This window comes from Lacibacter sp., from assembly GCF_035299325.1.
Lineage (GTDB): Bacteria > Bacteroidota > Bacteroidia > Chitinophagales > Chitinophagaceae > Lacibacter.
This window is the reverse complement of sequence record NZ_DATGWT010000029.1, coordinates 59384-82948: the sequence shown is the minus strand read 5'-3', so window position 1 is coordinate 82948 and position 23565 is coordinate 59384. Positions and strand designations below refer to the sequence as shown.

Annotated in this window: 15 protein-coding genes; 9 read left to right on the top strand and 6 right to left on the bottom strand. The window is 40.4% G+C overall.

What is annotated here, in order from left to right:
• Positions 1 to 50: 50 nt before the first annotated feature.
• Complete coding sequence (locus VK159_RS17365) at positions 51 to 944, top strand: hypothetical protein (protein ID WP_324231436.1); 894 nt, start codon at positions 51 to 53, stop codon at positions 942 to 944.
• A gap of 114 nt (positions 945 to 1058) precedes the next feature.
• Here the strand turns inward: VK159_RS17365 and VK159_RS17360 are convergent, their stop codons facing one another.
• Both VK159_RS17360 and VK159_RS17355 read right to left on the bottom strand, forming a co-directional pair.
• The gene (locus tag VK159_RS17360) at positions 1059 to 1685 is read right to left on the bottom strand and encodes a polysaccharide deacetylase family protein (protein ID WP_324231435.1); all 627 of its coding nucleotides are present in this window, start codon (positions 1683 to 1685) and stop codon (positions 1059 to 1061) included.
• Positions 1686 to 1693: 8 nt separating this feature from the next.
• Positions 1694 to 2635, bottom strand: coding sequence for an ARPP-1 family domain-containing protein (locus tag VK159_RS17355; RefSeq protein ID WP_324231434.1), 942 nt, complete (start codon positions 2633 to 2635; stop codon positions 1694 to 1696).
• A gap of 78 nt (positions 2636 to 2713) precedes the next feature.
• Between VK159_RS17355 and gltX the strand changes: the two genes are divergently transcribed.
• Positions 2714 to 4228, top strand: coding sequence for a glutamate--tRNA ligase (gltX, locus tag VK159_RS17350; protein WP_324231433.1), 1515 nt, complete (start codon positions 2714 to 2716; stop codon positions 4226 to 4228).
• Positions 4229 to 4286: 58 nt separating this feature from the next.
• Here gltX and VK159_RS17345 read toward each other — a convergent pair whose 3' ends face one another.
• The gene (locus VK159_RS17345) at positions 4287 to 5276 is read right to left on the bottom strand and encodes an aldo/keto reductase (protein WP_324231432.1); all 990 of its coding nucleotides are present in this window, start codon (positions 5274 to 5276) and stop codon (positions 4287 to 4289) included.
• A 35-nt stretch (positions 5277 to 5311) separates the two neighbouring features.
• Here VK159_RS17345 and VK159_RS17340 point away from each other — a divergent pair, with 35 nt between their 5' ends.
• The 4 genes from VK159_RS17340 to VK159_RS17325 all read left to right on the top strand — a co-directional run bounded on the left by VK159_RS17340 (position 5312) and on the right by VK159_RS17325 (position 8891).
• Positions 5312 to 6868, top strand: coding sequence for an ArnT family glycosyltransferase (locus VK159_RS17340; RefSeq protein WP_324231431.1), 1557 nt, complete (start codon positions 5312 to 5314; stop codon positions 6866 to 6868).
• A gap of 71 nt (positions 6869 to 6939) precedes the next feature.
• A complete protein-coding gene (locus tag VK159_RS17335; RefSeq protein ID WP_324231430.1) occupies positions 6940 to 7347 on the top strand; it encodes a cobalamin B12-binding domain-containing protein in 408 nt (135 codons plus the stop codon).
• 25 nt (positions 7348 to 7372) lie between these two features.
• Positions 7373 to 8149: an enoyl-CoA hydratase/isomerase family protein gene (locus VK159_RS17330; protein WP_324231429.1), complete on the top strand. Its 777-nt coding sequence runs from the start codon at positions 7373 to 7375 to the stop codon at positions 8147 to 8149.
• A gap of 46 nt (positions 8150 to 8195) precedes the next feature.
• Entirely contained in the window at positions 8196 to 8891 is a 696-nt protein-coding gene (locus tag VK159_RS17325) for a hypothetical protein (RefSeq protein WP_324231428.1), read from the top strand.
• Between the two features lie 5 nt (positions 8892 to 8896).
• Here the strand turns inward: VK159_RS17325 and VK159_RS17320 are convergent, their stop codons facing one another.
• Complete coding sequence (locus VK159_RS17320; protein ID WP_324231427.1) at positions 8897 to 10258, bottom strand: alpha-L-fucosidase; 1362 nt, start codon at positions 10256 to 10258, stop codon at positions 8897 to 8899.
• Positions 10259 to 10344: 86 nt separating this feature from the next.
• Between VK159_RS17320 and fumC the strand changes: the two genes are divergently transcribed.
• On the top strand, positions 10345 to 11742 hold the full coding sequence (fumC, locus tag VK159_RS17315) for a class II fumarate hydratase (protein ID WP_324231426.1): 1398 nt from the start codon (positions 10345 to 10347) through the stop codon (positions 11740 to 11742).
• A 48-nt stretch (positions 11743 to 11790) separates the two neighbouring features.
• Here fumC and VK159_RS17310 read toward each other — a convergent pair whose 3' ends face one another.
• Together VK159_RS17310 and VK159_RS17305 are read right to left on the bottom strand one after the other, a co-directional pair.
• Complete coding sequence (locus tag VK159_RS17310) at positions 11791 to 12012, bottom strand: hypothetical protein (RefSeq protein ID WP_324231425.1); 222 nt, start codon at positions 12010 to 12012, stop codon at positions 11791 to 11793.
• Between the two features lie 70 nt (positions 12013 to 12082).
• Positions 12083 to 16048, bottom strand: a complete 3966-nt coding sequence (locus tag VK159_RS17305; protein ID WP_324231424.1) for a PQQ-dependent sugar dehydrogenase — start codon at positions 16046 to 16048, stop codon at positions 12083 to 12085.
• Positions 16049 to 16521: 473 nt separating this feature from the next.
• Here VK159_RS17305 and VK159_RS17300 point away from each other — a divergent pair, with 473 nt between their 5' ends.
• A complete protein-coding gene (locus VK159_RS17300; protein ID WP_324231423.1) occupies positions 16522 to 19680 on the top strand; it encodes a hypothetical protein in 3159 nt (1052 codons plus the stop codon).
• Between the two features lie 259 nt (positions 19681 to 19939).
• Positions 19940 to 23560 carry a T9SS type A sorting domain-containing protein gene (locus VK159_RS17295; protein ID WP_324231422.1) on the top strand — a complete coding sequence of 1207 codons (3621 nt, stop codon included), beginning with the start codon at positions 19940 to 19942 and terminating at the stop codon, positions 23558 to 23560.
• Positions 23561 to 23565: the final 5 nt, after the last annotated feature.

Below are 23565 nucleotides of genomic sequence, written 5' to 3'. Positions count from 1 at the left end.
AAGTCTTTGTACTGTTCAGTTTTTAAAATAAACCACCAAAAGCGTATATCATGAAAACAAGTTCAATCTTAACAAAAGGCACATTAGCATTCCTGCTGCTGGGTGCTCTTACATTTACAGCCTGCAAAAAAGAAGCAAGCCAATCGAAGGAAGAAGAGTTAAACACTGTTGAAAGTACAGAAAGCAATAACGAAGCCGAAGCTGCTTACGACGATGTATTTAATAATACCATGGGTATTGGTGCAGAAGCCAATGGCGAATCACTTGGTATTACAGCCGGTGTAGGCATTTTCGGTCGCATGGAAGGCGGAGATATTACTGGTCGTGTAGACAGTATCCGTTGTTTCACAATAACAGTGAGTCCAAATACTCCGGGCGTTTTCCCAAAAACAGTCACAATCAATTTCGGTGATGGTTGTCTTGGCCGTGACGGTAAACTCCGCAAAGGAAAGATCATTACGGTATTCACCGGCCCTATGGGTATTCCCGGCAGCAAAGCCACTACCACATTCGAAAATCATAAGATCGACAGCGTAAAAGTGCAGGGAAAGCATGAAGTAACCAATAACAGCACCAGCAACAACCGCATCTTTACTACGAAAGTTATTGAGGGTAAACTTACCTGGGACAGTGGCCGTTGGGTAGCCTGGAACAGTGTGCGTACAGTTGCGCAGATTGAAGGAAACGGAACGCCATTCTGGCCTTTGGATGATATTTTTTCTATCACCGGCGGAGGCCGTGGTGAAAACAGCCGTGGCAAAACATGGGGACATGAAGTAATTGAACCCCTGATCAAGAAATTCAGCTGCCGCTGGATCTCAAAAGGTGTAATGCGGATCAAATTTAATAACACGGGCGGCTTGCTCAACTTTGGCGATGGCCGATGCGATAACAAGGCAGAATTAACCATTAATGGTAACGTAAGAATCATTATTCTGCCCTAAGAAAAAACACTTGCATCTGATAAAAGAAATTGTACCTTAGCAAAAGTTTTCATAGGGTACGGATTAAAAACGGGCCAGGGTTTCCACCCCGGCCCTCCTTTTTTCAGCTCATTTCTAGCGTATTACTTCAAAACGGTAACCCTCACCCGAAAATAATTTCAACACTTCAGGCAGCGCAAACCGCAGATTAGGGAAGGCCTTTTCACTATCGTGAAATACGATAATGCTACCCGGTTTTGTGTTCTTCGTTACATTCTCCAAACATTTTTGCGGACTGATGCTCGTGTCGAAATCGGCACTCAACACACTCCACATAATTATTTTAAACGGAGGGTTCGATTCTTTCAGCACTTTGGCAGGGAAGCTCCTGATCTTTCCATAAGGGGGACGAAACAGATCAGAATCGATCCATTTTGCTGCTTCTTTAATATTATTCAACCATAATTCATCTGTTGTATGAAATCCATTTAAGTGATCGTGTGTATGATTACCTACACGATGCCCTTCTGCAAAAAGACGTTGATATAATGCAGGATGTTGCTGCACATTGTTGCCGATACAAAAAAAGGTTGCTTTTGCATTGTACTTTTTTAATTCATCCAATACAAACTCAGTTGCAACAGGAGTTGGTCCATCATCGAAGGTTAAGTATAAAACTTTTTCGTTTGCAGGAAAGCTCCATGTAAGATCCGAAGGGAATAACATACGGAGCCACCACGGTGTTGTTGCAATGTAAAACATAGTTGAAGTTAGTACAGATGAGCATATCCGGTTAACTGTATAAGTACGTTTTTATAAAAAAACCGTTTTCCTTTCTTTGAAAGAAAACCGGATTGTGTTTGTGGCGAGAGCATTTCATTAGCATAAACAGCCTCATGACTATGATTTTGATTTGCAGTTGTACCAGTAAGCACAGCTTCTGTACAATACTTTTCTAATAAGCCCGGTAAGGTTTGATAAAACAATGAGGTGCTGATAAACACATCGGCTCCCAATATTTTATTACCGGTTGATGCAATGATGCCGACGATACTGCTATCCTTGCTTCTCAGTTGCTGTAAAAAATAACGGACATATTGATTGGTTGTATCAGCTGTTTTTTTATTACCAAGCAAAACAGCATACGAAGAAGAGTTGGTTTGATTGTTATGTTTCAGTAACCGTCTGATCTCATCCCACACCTTGGTTTGATTTTTTGCAGTATCAATAATGTTTTGCAAACCGCTGCCCGTTGTGCCTCTGTAAGTAAATTTCTTTTCCGCAGCACTCCAGCGATTTTCTTCGATACAATAAACAGGAATCAGATGTTGCTTTCCTGTTTCAAGAATAGTATCTCTGGCAAAAACACGATCCTGCCGGCCACCCATCACTATTTCGCCACTCTTGATCAGGAGATCTTTGCCGCTACTGTTTTCAATCAATAATACATTGATGTTGTCCAGCATATAGTTTCCCCGCTCCTTCAATTTCACGGATCCTTTTGCCATACCGGCTTTCAATGAAACAGAGTTGGGGGAAACATAGTCGCTGTCTTTTGATTGCTCGATTCTTTTGGTGGGAATCAGTTTCAGGTTACGGAAAATAATGGCACTGTCATATTCCACAACAAGCGAAGGAAATGTAAAATCAGTCTGCGCATACGTAGCAACACAAGTAAAAAGTAAAATGAGCAGACAGAAATGTTTCTTCATTGATGTGGTGAAGGTATAAAATTGAAAACGTTTAAAGCCCCTTTAGGGGTTTGGTGTTTTAGACTTTATCTTTGCGGCATGAGTGTACGAGTACGTTTTGCTCCCAGTCCAACGGGAGGTTTGCATTTAGGCGGTGTACGCACCGTGTTGTATAATTATTTATTTGCCAAAAATCATGGCGGTGAGTTTGTGTTACGGATAGAAGATACCGATCAAACACGCTTTGTGCAGGGCGCTGAAGAATATATTTTCAATTGTTTAAAATGGTGTGGATTGGAGCCCGATGAAAGTCCGGTACATAACGGACCCTATGGCCCTTACCGCCAGAGTGAACGCAAAGAGATGTACCGCAGCTATGCGGAAACGTTAGTTGCACGTGGCTTCGCATATTATGCATTTGATACCAAAGAAGACTTGGAGAAGATGCGTGAAGAATTAAAAACAGAAGAAAATCCTTCACCACAATATGATCACCGGGCACGCAAAAACATGCGGAATAGTTTAAACTTAACAGATGATGAAGTAAAAGAACTGTTGGAAAAGAATACACCGCATGTGATCCGTATTAAAATGCCGGAGAACGATGTGCTGACTTTTACAGACATGATCCGTGGTGAAGTAAGTTTCCAAACGGGATTGGTTGATGATAAAGTATTGCTGAAAGCAGATGGTATGCCTACTTATCATTTGGCTGTGGTGGTAGATGATTATTTAATGAAGATCACCCATGCATTTCGTGGTGAAGAATGGTTGCCAAGTGCACCTGTGCATTTGTTGTTATGGAAATATTTGGGCTGGGAAGCTTCGATGCCGCAATGGGCACACTTGCCATTAATACTTGGACCAAGCGGAAAGTTGAGTAAACGTGATGGTGCCAAATACGGGTTTCCTGTTTTTGCGATGAACTGGACCGATCCTAAAACAAATGAATTAACCGAAGGCTTTTTTGAAAAGGGATTTTTGCCTGAAGCATTCATTAATTTACTGGCCGTGCTTGGCTGGAACGATGGTACAGAAAAAGAGCTGTACACAATGGATGAGTTGATCGCCAGCTTCGATATTAAACGTGTACACAGTGCAGGTGCCAAGTTTGATTATGAAAAGGCAAAATGGTTCAATCATGAATGGATCAAGAGATTGCCGGTTTCAGATTTGCGATTACAGATTGAATCATACTTTGCAGCAAGCGGTATTGATGTAAGTGATACAGCAAAACTTGAAAAAGTAATTGAACTGGTGAAAGACCGTTGTACACTGTTACCTGATTTTGTACAGCAGGGAGGGTTCTTCTTTAAAGCTCCTGAAACATTAGAGCTTGATGCAGTTAAACCAAAGTGGACGGAAGAGAAGAAGCGATTCTTCGTAGAGTATGTTGATGTGTTGAAAACATTCGGCACATGGGAGTTAACAACAATCGAGAATGCGTTTAAAGAACTGGCTGCTGCAAAAGCAATCAAACCCGGTGAACTGCAATTGCCCATGCGTATCATGTTGGTGGGTGGCAAGTTTGGTCCGGCTGTATTCCAGATCGCAGAAATGATCGGTAAAGAAGAAACTGTAAAGCGGATGGAGTATGCGTTGAGCTTATTGTAAAAGACTTTGTTATAACAAAAATGCCTCTGCAGCTGCAGAGGCATTTTTTATTGCTGTGTTATCCTTGTTTTCGTATCAACTCCATCAACTCGCCAAATGAACCCTTACCCAACTCTTCAATCATTTGTTGATCGGCTTTCTCCAGTGTAAATAAACCATCCGTATTCAACTTTACCTGTTCGGGTGTACGAATACCGGGAATAATTACAGACACTTCATCATAACTTAAAATATAACTCAACGCCAATTGAGTTTTTGTGCAATTGTATTTGCTGCACAGTTTCCAAACAGGTTCTGTTGCAAGTAAAGTGGCATCAATCACTTCTTTTGTTAACCGGTTCTTCCGATGATCATTGTCAGTGAAATTAGCCTGCTCATCAAACTTGCCGGTAAGTAAACCAAACTGTAACGGCATGCGTGCAATAATGCCATAGCCTTTTACTGCAGCAGTCATCATTAACGATAATGCTTTCTGGTTAATGATGTTGAGCACTAACTGAAAACCATTCCCTAAATGATTATTCAATAAAAAAGCTGCATCATCGTTTGGTTCAAACGTATTCAACGATAAACCCCAATAGCGAATCTTACCTTGTTGCTGTAATTGTTGCATGGCTTCAATGCATTCACCGTTTTGTAAATGTGTTAAACGGGCTGTGTGGAGTTGATAGTAATCAATCGCATCTCTGTTCAATCGTTTCAAAGATGCTTCGCATGCAGCAAGGATATGGTCTTTGGAATAGTCGACATTAAATTGTTCATTGCGTGCAACATTGCCCACTTTCGTTGCAACAACTACATCGCTTTTGTTGCCGATTTCATTGCCAATCATTTTTTCTGAATGACCAAGGCCATAAATATCAGCAGTATCAAAAAAGTTGATCCCTGCATCCAAAGCTGCATGAATGGCTTTAATCGATGTATTATCGTCTGCATCACCCCAACCAATAGCTGTAGTGCCGATCATCGCACCGCCACCGATGGCCCATGCACCAAAACCAATTTCGCTTACTGATAATTCTGTGTTGCCAAATTTTCGATAGTTCATGTTGTAATTTACAGATAAGCTATTATCTTAACTTCATGAACCTTACTAAATCTGCCTGGCCATTTATTTTCTTGCTGGCACTCATCAAATTTGCATTGCCTTTTTTTCTGCAACATCCCGTTTATGAATTACACCGAGATGAATTTTTATATTTAGAACAAGGTTATCATTTAGCATGGGGTTATATGGAAGTGCCACCAATGCTTTCCTGGTTATCATACCTCACACATGTATTTGGCGGAAGCTTTTTCTGGGTAAAATTCTGGCCTTCATTTTTTGGTGCAATCACACTCATTATCACTTGTGCCATGGTTTTGGAAATGGGCGGCAAATTGTTTGCAGTCTTCATTGCTGGCCTGTGTATTATGTTTACTGCTTACCTGCGCCTTCACTTTTTATTTCAGGCAAATTTTCTGGAAGTTTTCTGGTGGACATTGAGTGCCTATTTCATTATCAGGTATATCAATACTAAACAAGTAGTGTTTCTGTATTGGATCGGTTTTGCATTTGGTTGTGCGTGGTTAAGCAAAAATTCGATTTCGTTTTTTATTCTAGGTTTTGCATTGGCCCTGTTGCTTACACAATACCGTTCACTTTTGTTAAATAAACATTTGTACGGCGCAGGGTTGTTTGCGTTATTGATCGCATTGCCCAATTTAATTTGGCAGTACAATCATAACTGGCCCTTGTTACATCACATGGAAGAACTAAGAGAAACGCAGTTGAAGTTTTTGAGTCCGGTTGATTTTTTAATTGGACAAATACTGATGTACTTCACCGCATTTTTTATTTGGGTGATGGGGTTAATCTGGTTGTATACTGCAAAAGGTAATCCGTACCGCATGCTGGCATGGATCTATCTCACAGTAATTGTATTGCTGATTGTAAGCAGCGGAAAAAATTATTACTCCATGGGTTTATATCCTATGTTATTTGCAGCAGGTTCAGTGGCTTTGCAACAATGGACAACTGTAAAACTCAAATGGTTACGATGGGTAACTGTTGCAGTCATTCTTTTTCTTGCTGGCTTTACCTTGCCGATGGCTATGCCACTATGGGAACCTGATAAACTGGCCGCTTATTATAAAGAGCGTGATGTGGAAGGAACAGGTATGTTGAAATGGGAAGATCAGCAAAATCATTCGTTACCACAAGACTTTGCGGATTACCTTGGCTGGAAAGAAATTACAACTAAAGCTGAGATACAGTTTTTATCGTTGCCGCAGAACGAAAGAGACAGTACAATTGTTTATTGCCGGCATTATGGACTTGCAGGCGCCTTAAAATATTATGGAACGGATGAACAATTCAAATCAAAAGTGATCACTGATAATGGATCGTTCCTGCATTGGATTCCGAATGATATTGGTTTCAAACATTTAATTTTTGTTGGACGAAGAATGCCCGATGCAGATGATGAAGTATTTCAGCATTTTGGAAAAATAACATTGATCGATTCTGTTACCTATAAACATTCACGCCAGTTGGGTGATCGGGTGATCTTTTTTGAGAATGTAGATTCAGTTGGTTCAAAGCTGGCAGCGCAAGGATTAAAACAAATGAAGCAGAAGTTTAGCCGTAAGAAATTGTAATCTGAGGTTCCGGCTTGACTTGTTTACAATCGTTAGCTGAAATGCCTATTTTCGCAACATAACATTGCTGTATGAACAGACCCGTACGTGTACTCGTTGCTAAAGTTGGACTGGATGGCCATGATCGTGGTGCTAAAGTAATTGCTACTGCGCTCCGTGATGCAGGTATGGAAGTAATTTATACCGGGCTTCGCCAAACACCGGAAATGGTGGTGAATGCTGCATTGCAGGAAGATGTGGATGCAATCGGCGTAAGTATTTTAAGCGGTGCTCACATGACTGTTTTTCCCCGCCTCTTGAATTTGATGAAAGAAAAAGAAATGAATGATGTGCTGCTTACAGGCGGCGGCATTATTCCTGATGAAGATGTGGATGCATTAACAAAGATGGGCGTTGGTAAATTATTTCTGCCCGGCACCAATACACAGGATATTTCGGCTTACATAAAAGAATGGGTGTCGAAACATCGTAACTTCTGATTGTACATTTCTTAAACTTACTTGTATGAGTTATCAAACATTGCTTACTTCTTTGGAAGATGGAATTTTTGTTGTTACTATTAATCGTCCCGATAAATTAAATGCACTCAATAAAACAGTGATTGAAGAATTATCTGCCGCTGTTGATGAAGTGTACGGTAATGCGGCAATCAAATGTGCTGTTATTACAGGTGCCGGTCCAAAAGCGTTTGTTGCCGGTGCAGATATTTCCGAATTTCTTTCGATGGGCACAATGGATGGTGAAGCATTGGCAAGAAAAGGTCAGGAAATGGTATTCAATAAAATTGAACGTTCGCCCAAACCCATTATTGCGGCAGTCAATGGTTTTGCATTAGGTGGAGGTTGTGAGTTGGCGATGAGTTGTCATTTTCGGTTGGCAAGCGAAAATGCAAAGTTTGGTCAGCCGGAAGTTAATCTTGGATTGATACCCGGTTATGGAGGTACACAACGCCTGGTGCAGCTTATTGGCAAAGGAAAAGGTCTTGAATTGATGATGACCGCTGCTATGATCGATGCGAATGAAGCAAAGCAACTGGGGCTGGTGAATTATGTTGTTACCGCAGATGAATTACTTCCGAAAACGAAGGACCTGCTTGCAACCATCATGGCTAAGGGTCCAACTGCAGTTGCGAAAGTAATTGCAGCCGTGAATGCACATTTCGATTCATCACAAAATGGATTTGATGCAGAGATCAAATTATTTGGTGAATGTTTTGGAACAGAAGAGATGAAAGAGGGAGTGGGAGCATTTCTGGAGAAGAGGAAAGCTGATTTTAATTAATAGAGTATCTTTAGTGTTAATGATAATAATAGAGTCACAACAGCTTATGAAAAAAACTATCACTGTCCTTTTATGTGCGTTTACTGGTTTTTATGTTTACGGACAAAAAGCAAAAACATATATTATTCAACCCGGAGAACCAATGCAAAATGTTGTTCCGTTTTCTGATGCAAACGCATATTCTCAGTTTCAGAATGGGGTAGTTTATTTTAAAAATGGAACTGCAAGCTCAGCTAGATTGAACTACAATTTTTTATTTGAGGAGATGCTATTTATCCGACCTCAAGGAGACACATTGACATTTGACAATTCAAATGAAGTACATTTCATTCAGATTGGTAAAGACACTTTTTATTCTGCCTTTAACAGATTTGTCAGAGTTGATACAGTGTTTGGAGAAATAAAAATTGCAACTGCCACCTTTTACAGAGCTGTGAGTAAAGGAAGAGTGGGAGCATATGGAAGTCCAATGCTTTCAGGTTCCGATCCATACGCATTACTACTGGCTCCCACTAACAACAGGTTAGGCCTTATTCCACAAGTAGTAACTACTATCTCTATCGGGCAGAGTCTATTCATCGGTAATAAGTTCAATGAATTTCAACCGGTAAACCGCAAAACTGTCTTGGCTTTTTATTCAGAAAAAGAAGCTGCAGTTAAACATTACATACAAACTCATAATACCGATTTTTCAATTCGTAAAGATGTATTTGCACTAATTGAATATATGAGTAAGCTATAGTACTCCTATTTTTCAATCAAACTATCAGAGATTAAATAGGCATCTATTTTTGCTATCACAGTTGTCTTTTTTTGTTCTTCAATAACCAAACTTATAAGGCTGACATTGTCAACTGCAGAGAAAGTAATAACTCGTTTTCTACCAATTGTCGTTCCCTTTATTTCTTTCAACGGTTCCTTTTTACTGTTTAAAAAGAAAATACTGAACTTAACACAGGCTTGCCCGGTTACTAAATTTTCGCTAAGTACAATGCAGTTTATTTTTTCTGGTTTCAGTAACTCAATTTTTACTTCTTTTAAAAGGTGATTTTGTTTAATGGAAAGTTGTTTTTGATTTTTTAGCAGCTCATTTTTAAAACTTTCATGACGCAACTTCTTAAATCCCACTAACGCCGCTGAATCGTTTGCATGAAACTTCCCTCTTCTGTCAGGCGGTACATTCAATAATAATGTTGCGCCACGGCCAACTGATTTTAAATACAACTGAAACAAATCTTCCGGCGATTTTACTTTGCTATCTTCTTCTGCATGATAAAACCAACCCGGCCGGATACTGACATCGCATTCGGCCGGAATCCAATGTGTACCATATTTATTTCCCGCATTCAAAGTATCTGTTGATGGTGCACCAAGTCCCGGTGTAAAACCTTCAATGTTTAACGTGTTCCAGTTTGTTGTTCCTGCAATACCTTTTTCATTTCCGACCCACCGAATATCCGGACCAACATCACTAAACACAACTGTTGATGGTGAGAGTTTTCGAACGGTTTCTCTAAAACGCTTCCAGTCGTACACTTGCTTTTTACCATTTGGTCCTTCGCCATTGGCGCCATCCCACCACAGTTCTGTGATCGGTCCATAGTTAGTGAACAGTTCTTTCATCATGTTCACAAAAACATCATTGTATTTTTCAGTGCCATAATCAGGATGGTTACGGTCCCATGGGGAAATGTACACACCGAAATTCAACCCATACTCTTTACATGCTGCTGCTAATTCTTTCAGAACATCACCTTTTCCATTCTTCCATTTACTTTCACGAACAGTGTGTGTTGAATATTTGCTGGGCCATAAACAAAATCCGTCGTGATGTTTAGCTGTGATGATAATACCAGTTGCTCCGGCCTGCTTTGCAATGCGGCACCACTGATGACAATCAAGATCCGTTGGATTGAAAATATCTTCGGGTTCATCACCATGTCCCCATTCTTTATCTGTAAAAGTGTTTGGACCAAAATGGGCAAAAAGATAATACTCTGAATTGTGCCATTTCAACTGTTGTGGCGTTGGAACGGGGTTAGGGTTTTGTCCAAAGCAAACGATAGTGAGGACAAGGCTGATTGCAGAAGAAAAAATGAATTTCGTCATATGATTTGCGTACTCAAATTAGGAAAACCAACTCAGTTAACACCTACCTTTGCGGCACTTTCCGAACTTACAAAAAATCATTCATTATGAGCTTCAGAATTGAAAAAGATACAATGGGAGAAGTAAAAGTTCCCATTAACGCTTATTACGGCGCACAAACCCAACGCAGCATCGACAATTTCAAAATTGCACAGGATATCAATCGTATGCCGAAAGAAATTATCCGTGCATTTGCTTACCTGAAACATGCCGCAGCTATAACCAACAATGAAGCAGGTGTGTTACCCAAAAAGAAAGCGGTATTGATTGGTAAAGTGTGTAAAGAAATACTCGAAGGAAAACTCGATGATTTTTTTCCATTAGTTGTTTGGCAAACCGGCAGCGGAACACAAAGTAATATGAATGTGAACGAAGTGATTGCTTACCGTGGCCATGTACTCAACGGAGGCAAGCTCGACGATAAAGAAAAATATCTGCATCCGAACGATGACGTAAACAAAAGCCAAAGCAGTAACGATACGTTCCCTACTGCCATGCATATTGCGGCATACAAGATCTTAATAGAGACAACGATCCCCGGTATTGAGAAGTTGCGGAATACGTTAGATAAAAAAGCAAAAGCATATAAGAAAGTTGTGAAGATCGGCCGTACGCATTTTATGGATGCAACGCCGCTTACAGTAGGGCAGGAGTTCAGCGGTTATGTATCGCAGTTAGATCATGGATTGAAAGCGATCAAAAATACATTGGCACATTTAAGTGAACTGGCATTGGGTGGAACAGCAGTTGGTACAGGTATAAACACACCTCCCAATTATGATGTGAATGTTGCAAAGCATATTGCCAAACTCACTAAGCTTCCGTTTAAAACGGCCGAGAATAAATTTGAAGCATTGGCGGCACATGATGCTATTGTTGAAGCACACGGTGCATTGAAAACAGTTGCAGTTAGCTTGATGAAGATCGCAAACGATATTCGTATGTTGAGCAGTGGTCCACGCAGTGGAATTGGTGAAATTTTTATTCCTGATAATGAGCCAGGTTCTTCCATTATGCCGGGTAAGGTAAACCCAACTCAGTGCGAGGCATTAACAATGATCGCTGCGCAGGTGATGGGCAATGATGTAGCGATCAATGTTGGTGGTGCAATGGGGCATTTTGAATTGAATGTGTTTAAACCGGTAATGATCTACAACTTCCTGCATAGTGCAAGATTGATAGGTGATGGTTGTGTAAGCTTTAATGATAAATGTGCAGTGGGCATTGAGCCAATTGAAGCGAATATTAAAAAGCATGTGGAAAATAGTTTGATGTTGGTTACTTCACTCAACACCAAGATCGGTTATTACAAAGCTGCTGAAATTGCACAAAAAGCACATAAACAAGGAACAACACTGAAAGAAATGGCAGTGAAACTTGGATATGTTACACCAGAGCAATTTGATGAGTGGGTAATACCAGCAAACATGGTTGGTAAAATATAAACACATCAACACTAAATAAAAAAGGAGAAGCCTGGCTTCTCCTTTTTGTTATTCATAACTGCTGTAGTAATCAGGTCCGGAATCGGGTTCATCTGTAAAAGCCGGTTGTACTTCTTTTTGCTGCTCATGAAAAAACAAACTGTACAGTCGTGATGCTGTACTCTTGTCTTCTTCACGAATGACCAGCAACTGGTTCTCGGTTTTCAATAGCTTTCTTTCGGCCGTAAATGCAACGGCCAGGAAAGATGCCGGGATGAGTATATTTTTCATGATGGTTATTTGCTTTGTTAACGGCAAAACCCCTGCCGTAGTTCAGCAAGGGTTTTGTTTTAACAGTTGTTTATTGTTTGATGATTTTCACTTTTTCATTAATTGCTTTGCCATTAATATCAAGATAGTAAACACCGGCTTTATAAGTACCCAGATCAAGCTGAACAATGTTTTTACCTTTTACAAGGTTAACTTCAATAGTCTGGATCGTACGTCCTGTATTATCGATCACATTTAATTGTGCCGATTCGTCAGCAATGGCATTGATCGTAACCGTTGTTTTTTCTGCAACAGGATTCGGGAACACATTCACATATACATTTTGTAATGCACCAAAGCTTACATCAATAATGTTCGTGTATTTCTTAGTCCCGTTGTTTTCATTTGAATGTACACGATAGTAAACTTTATTTGCCAATTTACCTGCGTTATAGTCAATGAAGTTGTAGGTAAGATTTGTTGCGGGTATGTTTTTAGCATCAACAGTCCCAATTTTTTCGAACGTGTTATTATCAAGACTGCGTTCAACAGTATAAGAAATCACATCTACTTCATTATTCACTACCCATTCAAGTCTTGAATTATCAGCAACTGCTTTTCCGGTAAAGCTGAAAAGATCAAACGGAAGAGTTGATGAAGAAGACATAAAGTAGAAACTCGAGAATGAAGTAACATCAAACTGAATAGCATGTCCATAGGTTGATTGGACATATCTTCCTGTAACAGTTTGTCCCAATGCAGTTGAAGCCATTGTTGTGCCACAGGGGTCGTTGTTTTTGAAAACAGAAAGATCGGCAATACCTGTAACACCGCTACCAGATGTAGCTACCATATCGGCGAGTTCCTGAGCTGTAAGGTATAATCGTACGGAAACAGGTGTGGCAGGAGGATTATTCTCTACGTTAATAGTTACGTTACGGTTTAAGTATTTATTTCCAAATCCTGTTCTTACCGGGTTTCCTGTTCTGGTGAAGAAGGAAGTGGTAATGTTGCCGAGATTATTATTATTAGCATCAATTTCTGCAATAATATTTCCATTTGGTCCTGTTATTGGCACCCATAAATTGTTATTTCCATTTTCAGCATTGATGGTTATTGCGGTGGCAGTAACACATCCTGCATTTGTACTTGAATCAATAGGGATACTTGTTGGTATTGTACTCGGAAATGGTGAAGTACCTGTTGGATTGTAACCAAGGAACTCATATTTGATCACACAACCAAGGCAACTGCCAACCGTAGCTGGCGGACTTCCAACTGTTGCAGCAGAGGCAGCATTTGAACGATCCATTGCAAGAAAAATTTCTTTTCCGTTTGGTGCAAAGGCAATGTCCCTGTATCGGTTTGTACTTTGAAAATAAGTAACGGTATCAGCTCCTGCAACTGGAACAACTGCTGTGCCGGCATCATTTAGCTTTAATCGAATGGTTCGTCCCCATTTTAATCCGGCAGCAAGTAAAGAGTTTTTCCATCCGGGAATTAATGTGTGTGTGTAAATATCTAAACCAGACCATCCTTCTGAGTGCCAGGTTGCATTACTTGGTGTTGAAGTTGCACCCCAGATTGCAGCTACTGATCCTGTTCCAGATGCTGGTCCTGGGTAAGCTGAAAACAGAGGATCTTTGTATGCACCATATAAACTTGCATTCGCATTGATCTCATTCATACGAGTTGTTTCATTACCAATTGGTGGAGTGGTGGAGCTGGCTGTTGTCGCAGCACCATAACTCCAGGGAACACCTGCCGAAATACTAGTACTTGTTCCCGTATTTACGTTGCCGTTATAGTTGCCATCAGCTACATAGCCAATTACTAAAGGATGACCGTAGTTCTTGAATCCTTCAATAATATTTATTTCATCATCACTGTAAGGTCCGTGCGAAGAACCATAAAGAATATTTAATGCAGGATTATAGGCAAACCCTTGATTGTTTCGCATACCAATATTCCATACAGCACTCTTTCCAACAATCGGGGCAACGTTATTGTAAGGATTGCTATCCGGTATCCATTTTTGATTACCGGTTCCTGAACACGTATCAGATAAAGCAAACCGTAAAATTTTCCCCTCATAAGCATTAATTACTTGCGCTTTCATTGGCCTTGTGATGTTAAGTGTGGGGTATTGTTGACCCGCACCCATATCACCAGCTGCATAGAATAAATAATAATCGCTTCCGCCTTGTGTCATTGGTGTAATGATCATTCGTTGCGAATTATGATCCTGGCTTCCGGGAATGGTATCGCAAATTGAAACAGGTGATTCCAGTTTATTGGTAGAAGTATTATAAAAGAAACGTACAATACGGTTTACAAATACGGCTGTTGATGGATTACTGTGTACGTATGAAATATAAACGTAGTTCTGCGGTGAGCTTGCATCTAAAAATTTAGGATGCAATGCCATGCCGGCAAATCCACCTTGTGCACCGGTGCCATTATTAAATTGGCAGTTAAATGCCTGGTCTGCCGGTGAAGAAAAGAATGTGCTGTTTTGCGAAATATCGAGCACAACTTGCTTGGCTCCCGTAACCGGGTTTATTCTGTTCAGCTTATATCCTTTTGCTTCAGTTACCCATAAATAATTATCAGGGCCATAAGTTATTTCCCATGGATCGGCCAACACATTTGCAGCAGATAATATTGTTTGCCTGTAAACTTCATTCATTTTACCTGCAGTAATGTTTGTGGTTGTAAGTGGTGCTGATACTAGAATACTTACATTGTTTGCTACTGACCCTGAAGCAGGAGTAGTTGAATAGGCAGAAGAAGAATATACTCGTATATAGTATTGTGTTGATACTGATAACCCGCTGCTTATCGTCACTTCATTTTGTCCGCAGGCAATGCTGGTTAAGCTGCCACATGCGCCGGAATAAACCTGTATCATGGCTCCGTTTGCACTTAAAGTGGCACCTGCTGTTACCGTAATGGTTGCAAAAGTTTGTGTTGAGGTAGTGGTGAATTTATACCAAATATCATCATCAGGAGTGCCCGTTGCGCAACCAATGGTAGTTCCGCTGGCCGTTGCATTTAATACACTACCTGTTGAGTTGGTAGTACCGGGAGTAAGCGTAAGTGCACCCGCACAATCATCGTTGGAAGGTACAGCTGTATATGAAACGCAAATGCTGAAGCCCCAATCGGTAGTTGTACCGCCCGTTGCAGAAGCGGTTGTAAAAACTCTGAAATAATATTGTGTTGATGGAGTAAGATTGGTTAACGAAAGAGTTGAAGTTCCACTTGCTGTTGTAGCAATGGATGTTCCGGTGAATACACCTGCTGCACAACTTGAAGCGGTGAATGCTTCAATGTATGTATTTGATGTTGTAAGATTGCCTCCAAGATTAGACGTTGCAATTTGAACATTCCTGATGTTGGCAGGAGTTGTAAATGTGTACCACACATCTCTTGTTGTACCTGCGCCGTTTGTTGGGCTACCGGTAGTGGTTGCGTTCAATAAAGTTTGATTGGCTGTAGCTCCACATGTGGTTACAGGTGTGATGTTGGTTGCTGTAGAACAGAGATCGTTTGCAAGTGGGGGTGCATAAGAAACACAGATACTATACTGCCAATTGCCCGCTCCTCCAGTAGTTGTATTAGCAGCAGTTGTGAATACTCTGAAATGATAGAGTGTAGAAGCCGAAAGTCCACTTAGAGAAAGACTCGTTCCTGTTCCTGTTGTTACGGCCGAAGTGCCAAGAGAAGTTCCGCTAAATGTTCCTGAACCACAAGAACCATTTGAAAATGCTTCTATATAAGAATTATCGTCAATGCTATTACCTGGACTTGAAAGTGTAATTGTTACACTTGTAATTCCGCTGGGTGTAGTGAAAGTGTACCATACATCTTTGGTTGTACCCGCAGCATTAATTGGGCTGCCGGTGGCTGTAGAATTTTGAAGTGTTTGACTGCCTGTTGCTCCGCAAGTTGTTTGAGGAGTTAAGTTTAAGGGAGTATTGCACGCATCTGGTGCTTGTGCAAAGGAATAGAAAGCAAAAACAAATAATACTGCAATGAACAGGATACGTTTCATGATTTTACAAGGATTGTTTGGATTTTGTAAAAGTAGGATGACTGTACTTACTCACCTATAGAAGTTTCCCTTTATTAATTGCGGAAAATACTGGAATAGGGTCAAAGTAAGGGTTTAAAAGTTTTAGTTTTAATGGCTGCATATAATTTCTAAAATATGAAATGCAAATGCAGCATTGTTTAGCATAGCACATAACCTTATCGGTATTCAACATCCTGCATGCAATAAGTCTCGTATGTAAGATGCACATAAATTTGAAAACTAAAATCAGTACAATAGCAAGCAGTCAAATTTAATAACCCTTAGAGGTAATTAAATAAAAACAATTAGTGAATAGTAAAGTAGTAATGTATTTAGCAAGTCAAAGCAGTGATAATACGTTAATGATGCGTGCTTTTTACTCTTGTTTACTTCTTTTTAAATGATATTTTTGTACAGGTTTTCCATTATCCTTTGTCAAGAATCCGTAAGCAATGTCAACGTACCTTAAGATCGGTTATAGCTATCTGTTATTATTCGTATTAATAACAATTCCCTTTATTGCATTTGCACAACCTGCAAACGATAATTGTAGTGGGGCAATTCCAATCAGCTCATCTACTTCCTGTTCTTATACATCATATAATATAAGGAACGCAACAAATGCCTCTCCAATAGGTGCGTGTGGGGGAGCAACAGCTTCTACTACATATGACATGTGGTTTACTTTTCAGGCACAGTCTACAATTACAACGATAGCGTTTGATCCAAGTGGCTATGGGAGCGCCGTTTCTTCATCAACGATGTTTAGTGAGATATTAAGTGGATCAGGTTGCGGTAGTTTCTCAAGTTTATCCTGCGGTGATGCATCTGTTGCAAGGACAGTTACCGGTTTAACCGTTGGTGTAACCTATTATTTGCGAATTTATACTGTAACATCGCCCACAGGATCAAACCCTACAAACAAATGGGATTATTCATTTTGCCTTACGCACCCTGTGCCGCCGCCGTCAAATGATGAATGTTCAACAGCTACAACATTAAATGCAGCAACAAGCTGTTCAAATACAGCAGGGTATCTTACAAGCGCAACGAATTCCGGTGTTGCTGCCACCTGTGGCGGTACAGCCGATGATGATGTGTGGTATAGTTTCACCGCTATTAGTGGTCCTTTAACAACGGTAACGTTAAGTAGTTTGGGAACAAGTCTTACTGGTAATACAACACTTGAAATATTATCAGGTACATGCGGGAGTTTAACTTCTATTGCCTGCGCAACTGGTACCAGTGTGTCGGCAGCTTTAACTGCTGGCAATGTGTATTATGTGCGTGTATATTCAACGGGGGCAACGGCAATAACTTCAAACGGGGGCTTTAATATTTGTGTTACCACACCCGTTCCTCCAACACCTGCAAACGTTTCAACAGGAAAAAGTTTTATTAATATTACAAGACCGGGAGGTGGAACAGTTGTTCCTGGTGATGTGTTGGAAATCCGTGTATCGGTAAATGTAGCGAATGCGGGCACAAACAGGATTTACAGGTCAAGATTCAATGATACAATTCCATCGAATCTTACATATGTTCCGGGTTCATTGAAACTATTAACGAATGAAGGAAAGCAATATGCAGCATATACAGATGCTGCAGGCGATGATGCTGCCATGTATAACAGTGCCAACAAAACTATTCGTTTTAATTTAGGAAGAGATACCTCCGATATGCCACGAGGATCTGTAAGTAATACAGGTATAGATAGTACTGGCGGAGGGTACACCAATTCGGGTACCCATGCTCCCCGTGGAAACGGCATGCTTGTGATTGTAACTTATCGTGTAACGGTTGATGTTGCCACTTCATACAATACCATTATCAGTTATGGTCCTGGTGCAGTACGTTATCGTAATCAACTTTCTGCAACTGGAGCTGTTGATTATATAAATAATCCCAACAGTTTATCTTTTATTATTTACCCCAACTATGGTTTGTGTAGTAATGCTACTGGTGCAAACAATGTAAGTGCGGGTAATGGTGATTTTGGATCGGGTACATCGCACAACGCACCCAACCCGGGAACTGTGCCCGGTTACACATATTTAGCTATTACCACAGGTGCACCAAACGATGGTAGTTACAGTGTGGTGAAAAATTTAAGTCCAAGCCAGAGCACAAATCTTTATACAGTTCGACCTCAATCACCGGTAGTTGACAGGGTGTTTGGTGTATGGGATATTATTGGCGATCATACTGGTGCAGCTGATCCTATTGCAGGAAATCCGGCACCGGCCAGTGGAGTGGCAGCCGGTTATATGCTTGCGGTTAATGCAGCTTATCAGTTAAGTATAGCCAATAACCAAACCATTACCGGTTTATGTGAGAATACATACTATGAGTTTTCTGCATGGTTCAGGAATGTTTGTAAACGTTGTGGTAGTGATAGTTTGGGAAGAGGTGCTTCAGGTGTAACAGTAAATGCTGCTTACATACCAACAGCACCCGGTGATTCTTCCGGCGTTAAACCCAATCTAACATTTATGATTGATGGGATTGATTATTACACATCAGGCGATATGGATTATATTGGTAATTATGGAGAATGGGTAAAGAAGGGTTTTGTATTTCTTACAGCACCTGGTCAAACATCTTTAACCATCTCTATTAAAAACAATGCACCTGGTGGTGGCGGTAACGATTGGGTGATGGATGATATTTCATTTGCAACCTGTTTGCCATCGTTAACCATGCGCCCTACAAACTCGCCTACTTATTGTAACAATAATCAAGTGGATATTTCTGTAGCAGTTTCAACGTTTTTCAATAACTATGATTATTACCAATGGGAACGCAGTACAGATGGGGGTACTACATGGATATCGGCACCGGAAATGCCCGGACAGCAGAATTTCAACTTTACCAACTATAGCGGTGAATACAGAGATACTGCGGCTTTACCTTCCTTTGTTGCCGGAACGGGTTATGATGGATACAAATATCGAATCCGTGTAGGCACAACAACTACTAATCTCACTTCAGGTGTGTGTGCATTGTATAACGATGTTGATATCATTACAATTAATGTTGAGCCCACCTGCGCAGTGTTGCCCGTGGAAATACTGCAGTTTAATGTTCAGTTAAAAGATAATCTTTCTTACCTAACATGGAAGGCAAAACAGGAACTGAACCTCACTGATTATATAATTGAAAGAAGTAGTGATGGTATTAATTTTGTTTCCATTGGAAAAGTTGCGGTAAAAGGAGCAACGACAGAGGAAATGCAGTACCTGTTTACAGACATGACACCTGTTTACGGAAAGGTTTATTATCGTCTTCGTATGACTGCAACGGAAGGTGGTTCAAAATTCAGCAATGTGCTTTTTGTACAGCCCGGTCAACAAAAGTTATTTGAAGTGAATAATATCGTTAACCCGATCAGCTCAAAATTATCTTTCCAGGTTACTTCCTATCAGAGTGAGCAGGTTAATATACAATTCATGGATGGAACTGGTCGTTCGATTCTTAATAAAAAACTCAATATTAATAAAGGCAGCAATGCAATTATGCTTGATGTTCCATCGAATCTGCAGGCCGGCTCTTATTTATTAAGGATCGTTTCAAAAAATGCAGTAGTTAATAAGGTCATTCAAAAGAATTAACATACGATCTCCTAGTTAAAGAGCCATCTCGCTTTATTCAGCAATAATTTCGAACTGAAATTCTCTCTAACTCAACTGGTTAACCAGTTAAATTCAATTCAAAAAAATCTTAATTGTGATGTTTTTACCCTGCGAACTATGTTCGCAGGGTAAAATTTTACGTGTTTTTACGGTATTAATAGGAGGTTTTGCTATAGGTGGGATAATATAAATCAACCATTTTTGTAATGGTATACCATTATCCTAAGAACCAATCACTATGAAACCGTCAAAGTACCCAAAGACTATTAGACTGATTATTTTATTCTGTTCACTTCTTTGCGTTCCTTTTGTTGAAACATTTGCGCAAAATGAATGTTCAACTGCAGTTACACTTACTTCTTCAACAGGCTGTAATAACACAAACATTAATTTAAGTAGTGCCACAGAAAGTTCCGGCATTCCTTTAGGATGTGCTGCAGCAGGTACATATAACGATTATTGGTATTCATTTACAGCTGTATCTACTACGCATACAATTACATTAAGTAACATCGGAACAAGGATCACAGCACCAAGAATTCAATTGTATAGTGGTACTTGTGGCTCATTAACATCTGTAGCTTGCTCTTCGTCTCCTCATACTTCTTTAACACAAACAGGATTAACAGTTGGGGTAACGTATTATATAAGAATATCGCAGTATGGTGCTTTTGGAGGAACAGGAAATTACAGGGCTGATATTTGTATTACTCACCCTGTTGCACCACCGGCAAATGATGATTGTAGTGGTTCTACTTTATTAACATCTTCGACAGCATGTACCAATACATCTTCAACTTTGTTTTATGCAACAAGCAGCACAGGTACAATTCCTGCCGGTTGCAGTGTTAGTGGAACAGTTTATGAAGTTTGGTTCAGATATGTGGCGACAGCAACTTCACAAATTGTAACGCTCAGTAGTTTGGGTAGCTCTCTTACAGGTGCCGGAACGTATGTGCAAATGTTCAGCAGTTCTACGGGCTTGTGCGGTGGCACGCTCACATCGTTAGGTTGCAGTGCAGCAAGCACACCGCTTACAGTTAGTTCGCTTACCATTGGCACTACATATTACATAAGAGTATTTGTATCGGGTAATCCAATCGGAATTTCTTCAGCTGCTTATGCATTTAATATATGTGTACAGCAAAGTGGTGGAAATGATGCCTGTGCAAATGCGATACAGTTGACAAGCAGTACTACTTGTAACGCTGTTTCAGGGACATTAAATGGATCAACGACATCTGCTTCTTTATTTGGCGGGGTTTGTGGAGTAACAAACGCTGCAGACGTGTGGTATAGCTTTGTTGCACAATCAACCAACCCTACAGTAGTATTTAATAATGGTGGTATTCCTAGAAATGGATCAAACAGAGCATCAGTTCAAGTGCTTTCCGGAAGTTGCGGTAGTTTTACAAGTTTATATTGTATTGACTATAGTACTGCTTTTGGTACAGACAATAATTTAGCAACTTCAGGTTTAACTATCGGCCAAACATATTATATCCGTATTTTTTCAAACCAAACAACTACACCAACAAGTGCTTGGACCTTTACATTGTGTGTACGAGATCCCTCAAGTAACTATGCCATTGAAACTGCGAAAAGCTATGTCAACATTACCAAGCAAAATGGTGGCGGTAGTATTGACGTGGGCGATGTACTTGAAATTAGAGCCACACTTTCATTAACGGGTACTGCCACCATCGACAGTTTATCGTTCCAGGATACATTAAAAGCAGGTGCAGGATTTGCCTATCAGGCCGGAACCGTTGCTATGCGTACAAATGAAGGGAAAATTTTTCCGATAGGAGGTTCTGCTTATACTGATGCGGTGGGTGATGATGCAGGTTTTGCAGCAGGTAGTGGAGCAGGTACCGATACTATTATCCGCATCAATTTTGGAACGGGCGCTACAGCTGCACGTGGAGGTAGTGCCGTGGCAACTTCATCGCAACCAAGAACAGCAGCAGGTAACTATCTTATTATGGCTACCTACCGTGTTATTGTGAACAGGGTTGAGGGAACAAGAATAAATTTTGGAGGAGGTTCTTTCCGTTATAGAGAATCAAGCTCGGGTGTGTTCAGAGTAATTACTTTCCCGAGGGATAGTATGATCGTGTATGCAAGTCCTGATGTATGTCCGAATGCAGTTTCTGCAACAAACGTAATTGGTGATGAGTTTAATGGAACTTTTGGTACCGCAACAGGAACCAATCAGCAAAACAGGACAGCTTCAGCAAATACAAATTATGTGTACAGAACATTTACATCAGGTACACCAAACGATAACTTTTATGGTATAACAAATAATACAGCATCAACAGGAACTGTTACAGACAGGCTTTTGCCAATACCAACAGCAAATACAAGTCGGGTATTTGGTGTATGGGATATCAGTGGAGATCATACAGGTGCGGTAGATGAAGCAAGAGGCAATCCGCCATGTGATGCATCACAACCTGTAAGTCCCACAAACCCCTGTGGATATATGATGGTGTTTAATGCTGCTTACAAAACTGATACCGCTTTCCAGTTTAATGTGGCCAATGCCTGTCCTAATACTTTCTACGAAGTTTCAGCATGGTTTAAAAATGTATGCTATAAATGCGGACAGGATGCAGAAGGTCAAGGCCAATGGAGCGGTAGCTCTTACGACCCTACCGGAACGTTCGACACCTCTGGTGTAAAACCAAATATTGCCATTAAAGTAAACAATCTTGATTATTACAATACTGGCGATATTCAATATTATAGTGCAGGTGTAGCTCGCATGTCAACAACAGCTGATACTGCTAACCGTTGGGTTAAGCGTGCCTTTGTTTATAAAACAGATGCAACTACCACCAACTTTACGTTAACGTTGCGTAATAACGCACCTGGCGGTGGTGGTAACGATTGGGCTATCGATGATATCTCGTTCAAAACCTGCTCACCAAGTATGCAACTTACACCTAACGCCAATCAAACATTTTGTCAGAACGACCAGGTTGATATGAGGGTATTTGTAGAATCGTATTATGATATGTATCAGTATTATGAATGGGAACGAAGCACCGATGGCGGTAACACCTGGGGACCTGCTCCTGATGTACTTGGTGCACAAACGTTCAGCTATACAAATATGGGTAATGGTTATAGAGACACAGTAGCTTATCCTTCATTACTTGCAACAGCAGCTACTAACGGCCATCGTTACCGTATTAGAGTGGCTACCACTGCCAGCGGATTATCTAATTCATGTGCTGTGTTTAATACAGATGAAACAGTTGTTATTAACGTAGCAAGCCCCGGAAGTTGCAGCGTGTTACCTGCCGAATTGCTGAAGTTTAATGTGGAATTAAACGGTGATAAAAGTTTGCTTACCTGGAAAACAAAAGACGAAAGCCTGAAAGGGTATGAAGTGGAACGAAGTAACGATGGTGTACACTTTAGCTATATTGGTTTTGTAAATGCAAAGGGCACCAACGGTAACGAAACTTCGTATTTGTTTAACGATCCTGTTGCAGTATCGGGCAAAGCATATTACCGTTTAAAAATGGTGAGTTTTGCAACCAGCAATAACAAATACAGCAATACGCTTTCAGTTACATTAAATCCACAGCAAAAATTCGAGATCACGAATCTTGTAAATCCGTTTATCAGCACAGTCAATTTCCAGTTAACGGCTTACCGCAACGAAACAGTTGAATTGCAATTAACAGATGCATTAGGTCATGCGGTTGTAAATAAAAAGATAACAGTGAACAAAGGTGCGAACGGAGTTTCGTTCAATGTGCCACAGTCGCTTGCAAAAGGATCGTACCTGTTGCGGGTGGTATCGCCATCGGGCTCTGTTCAGAAGATCATCCAGAAACAATAATAGAA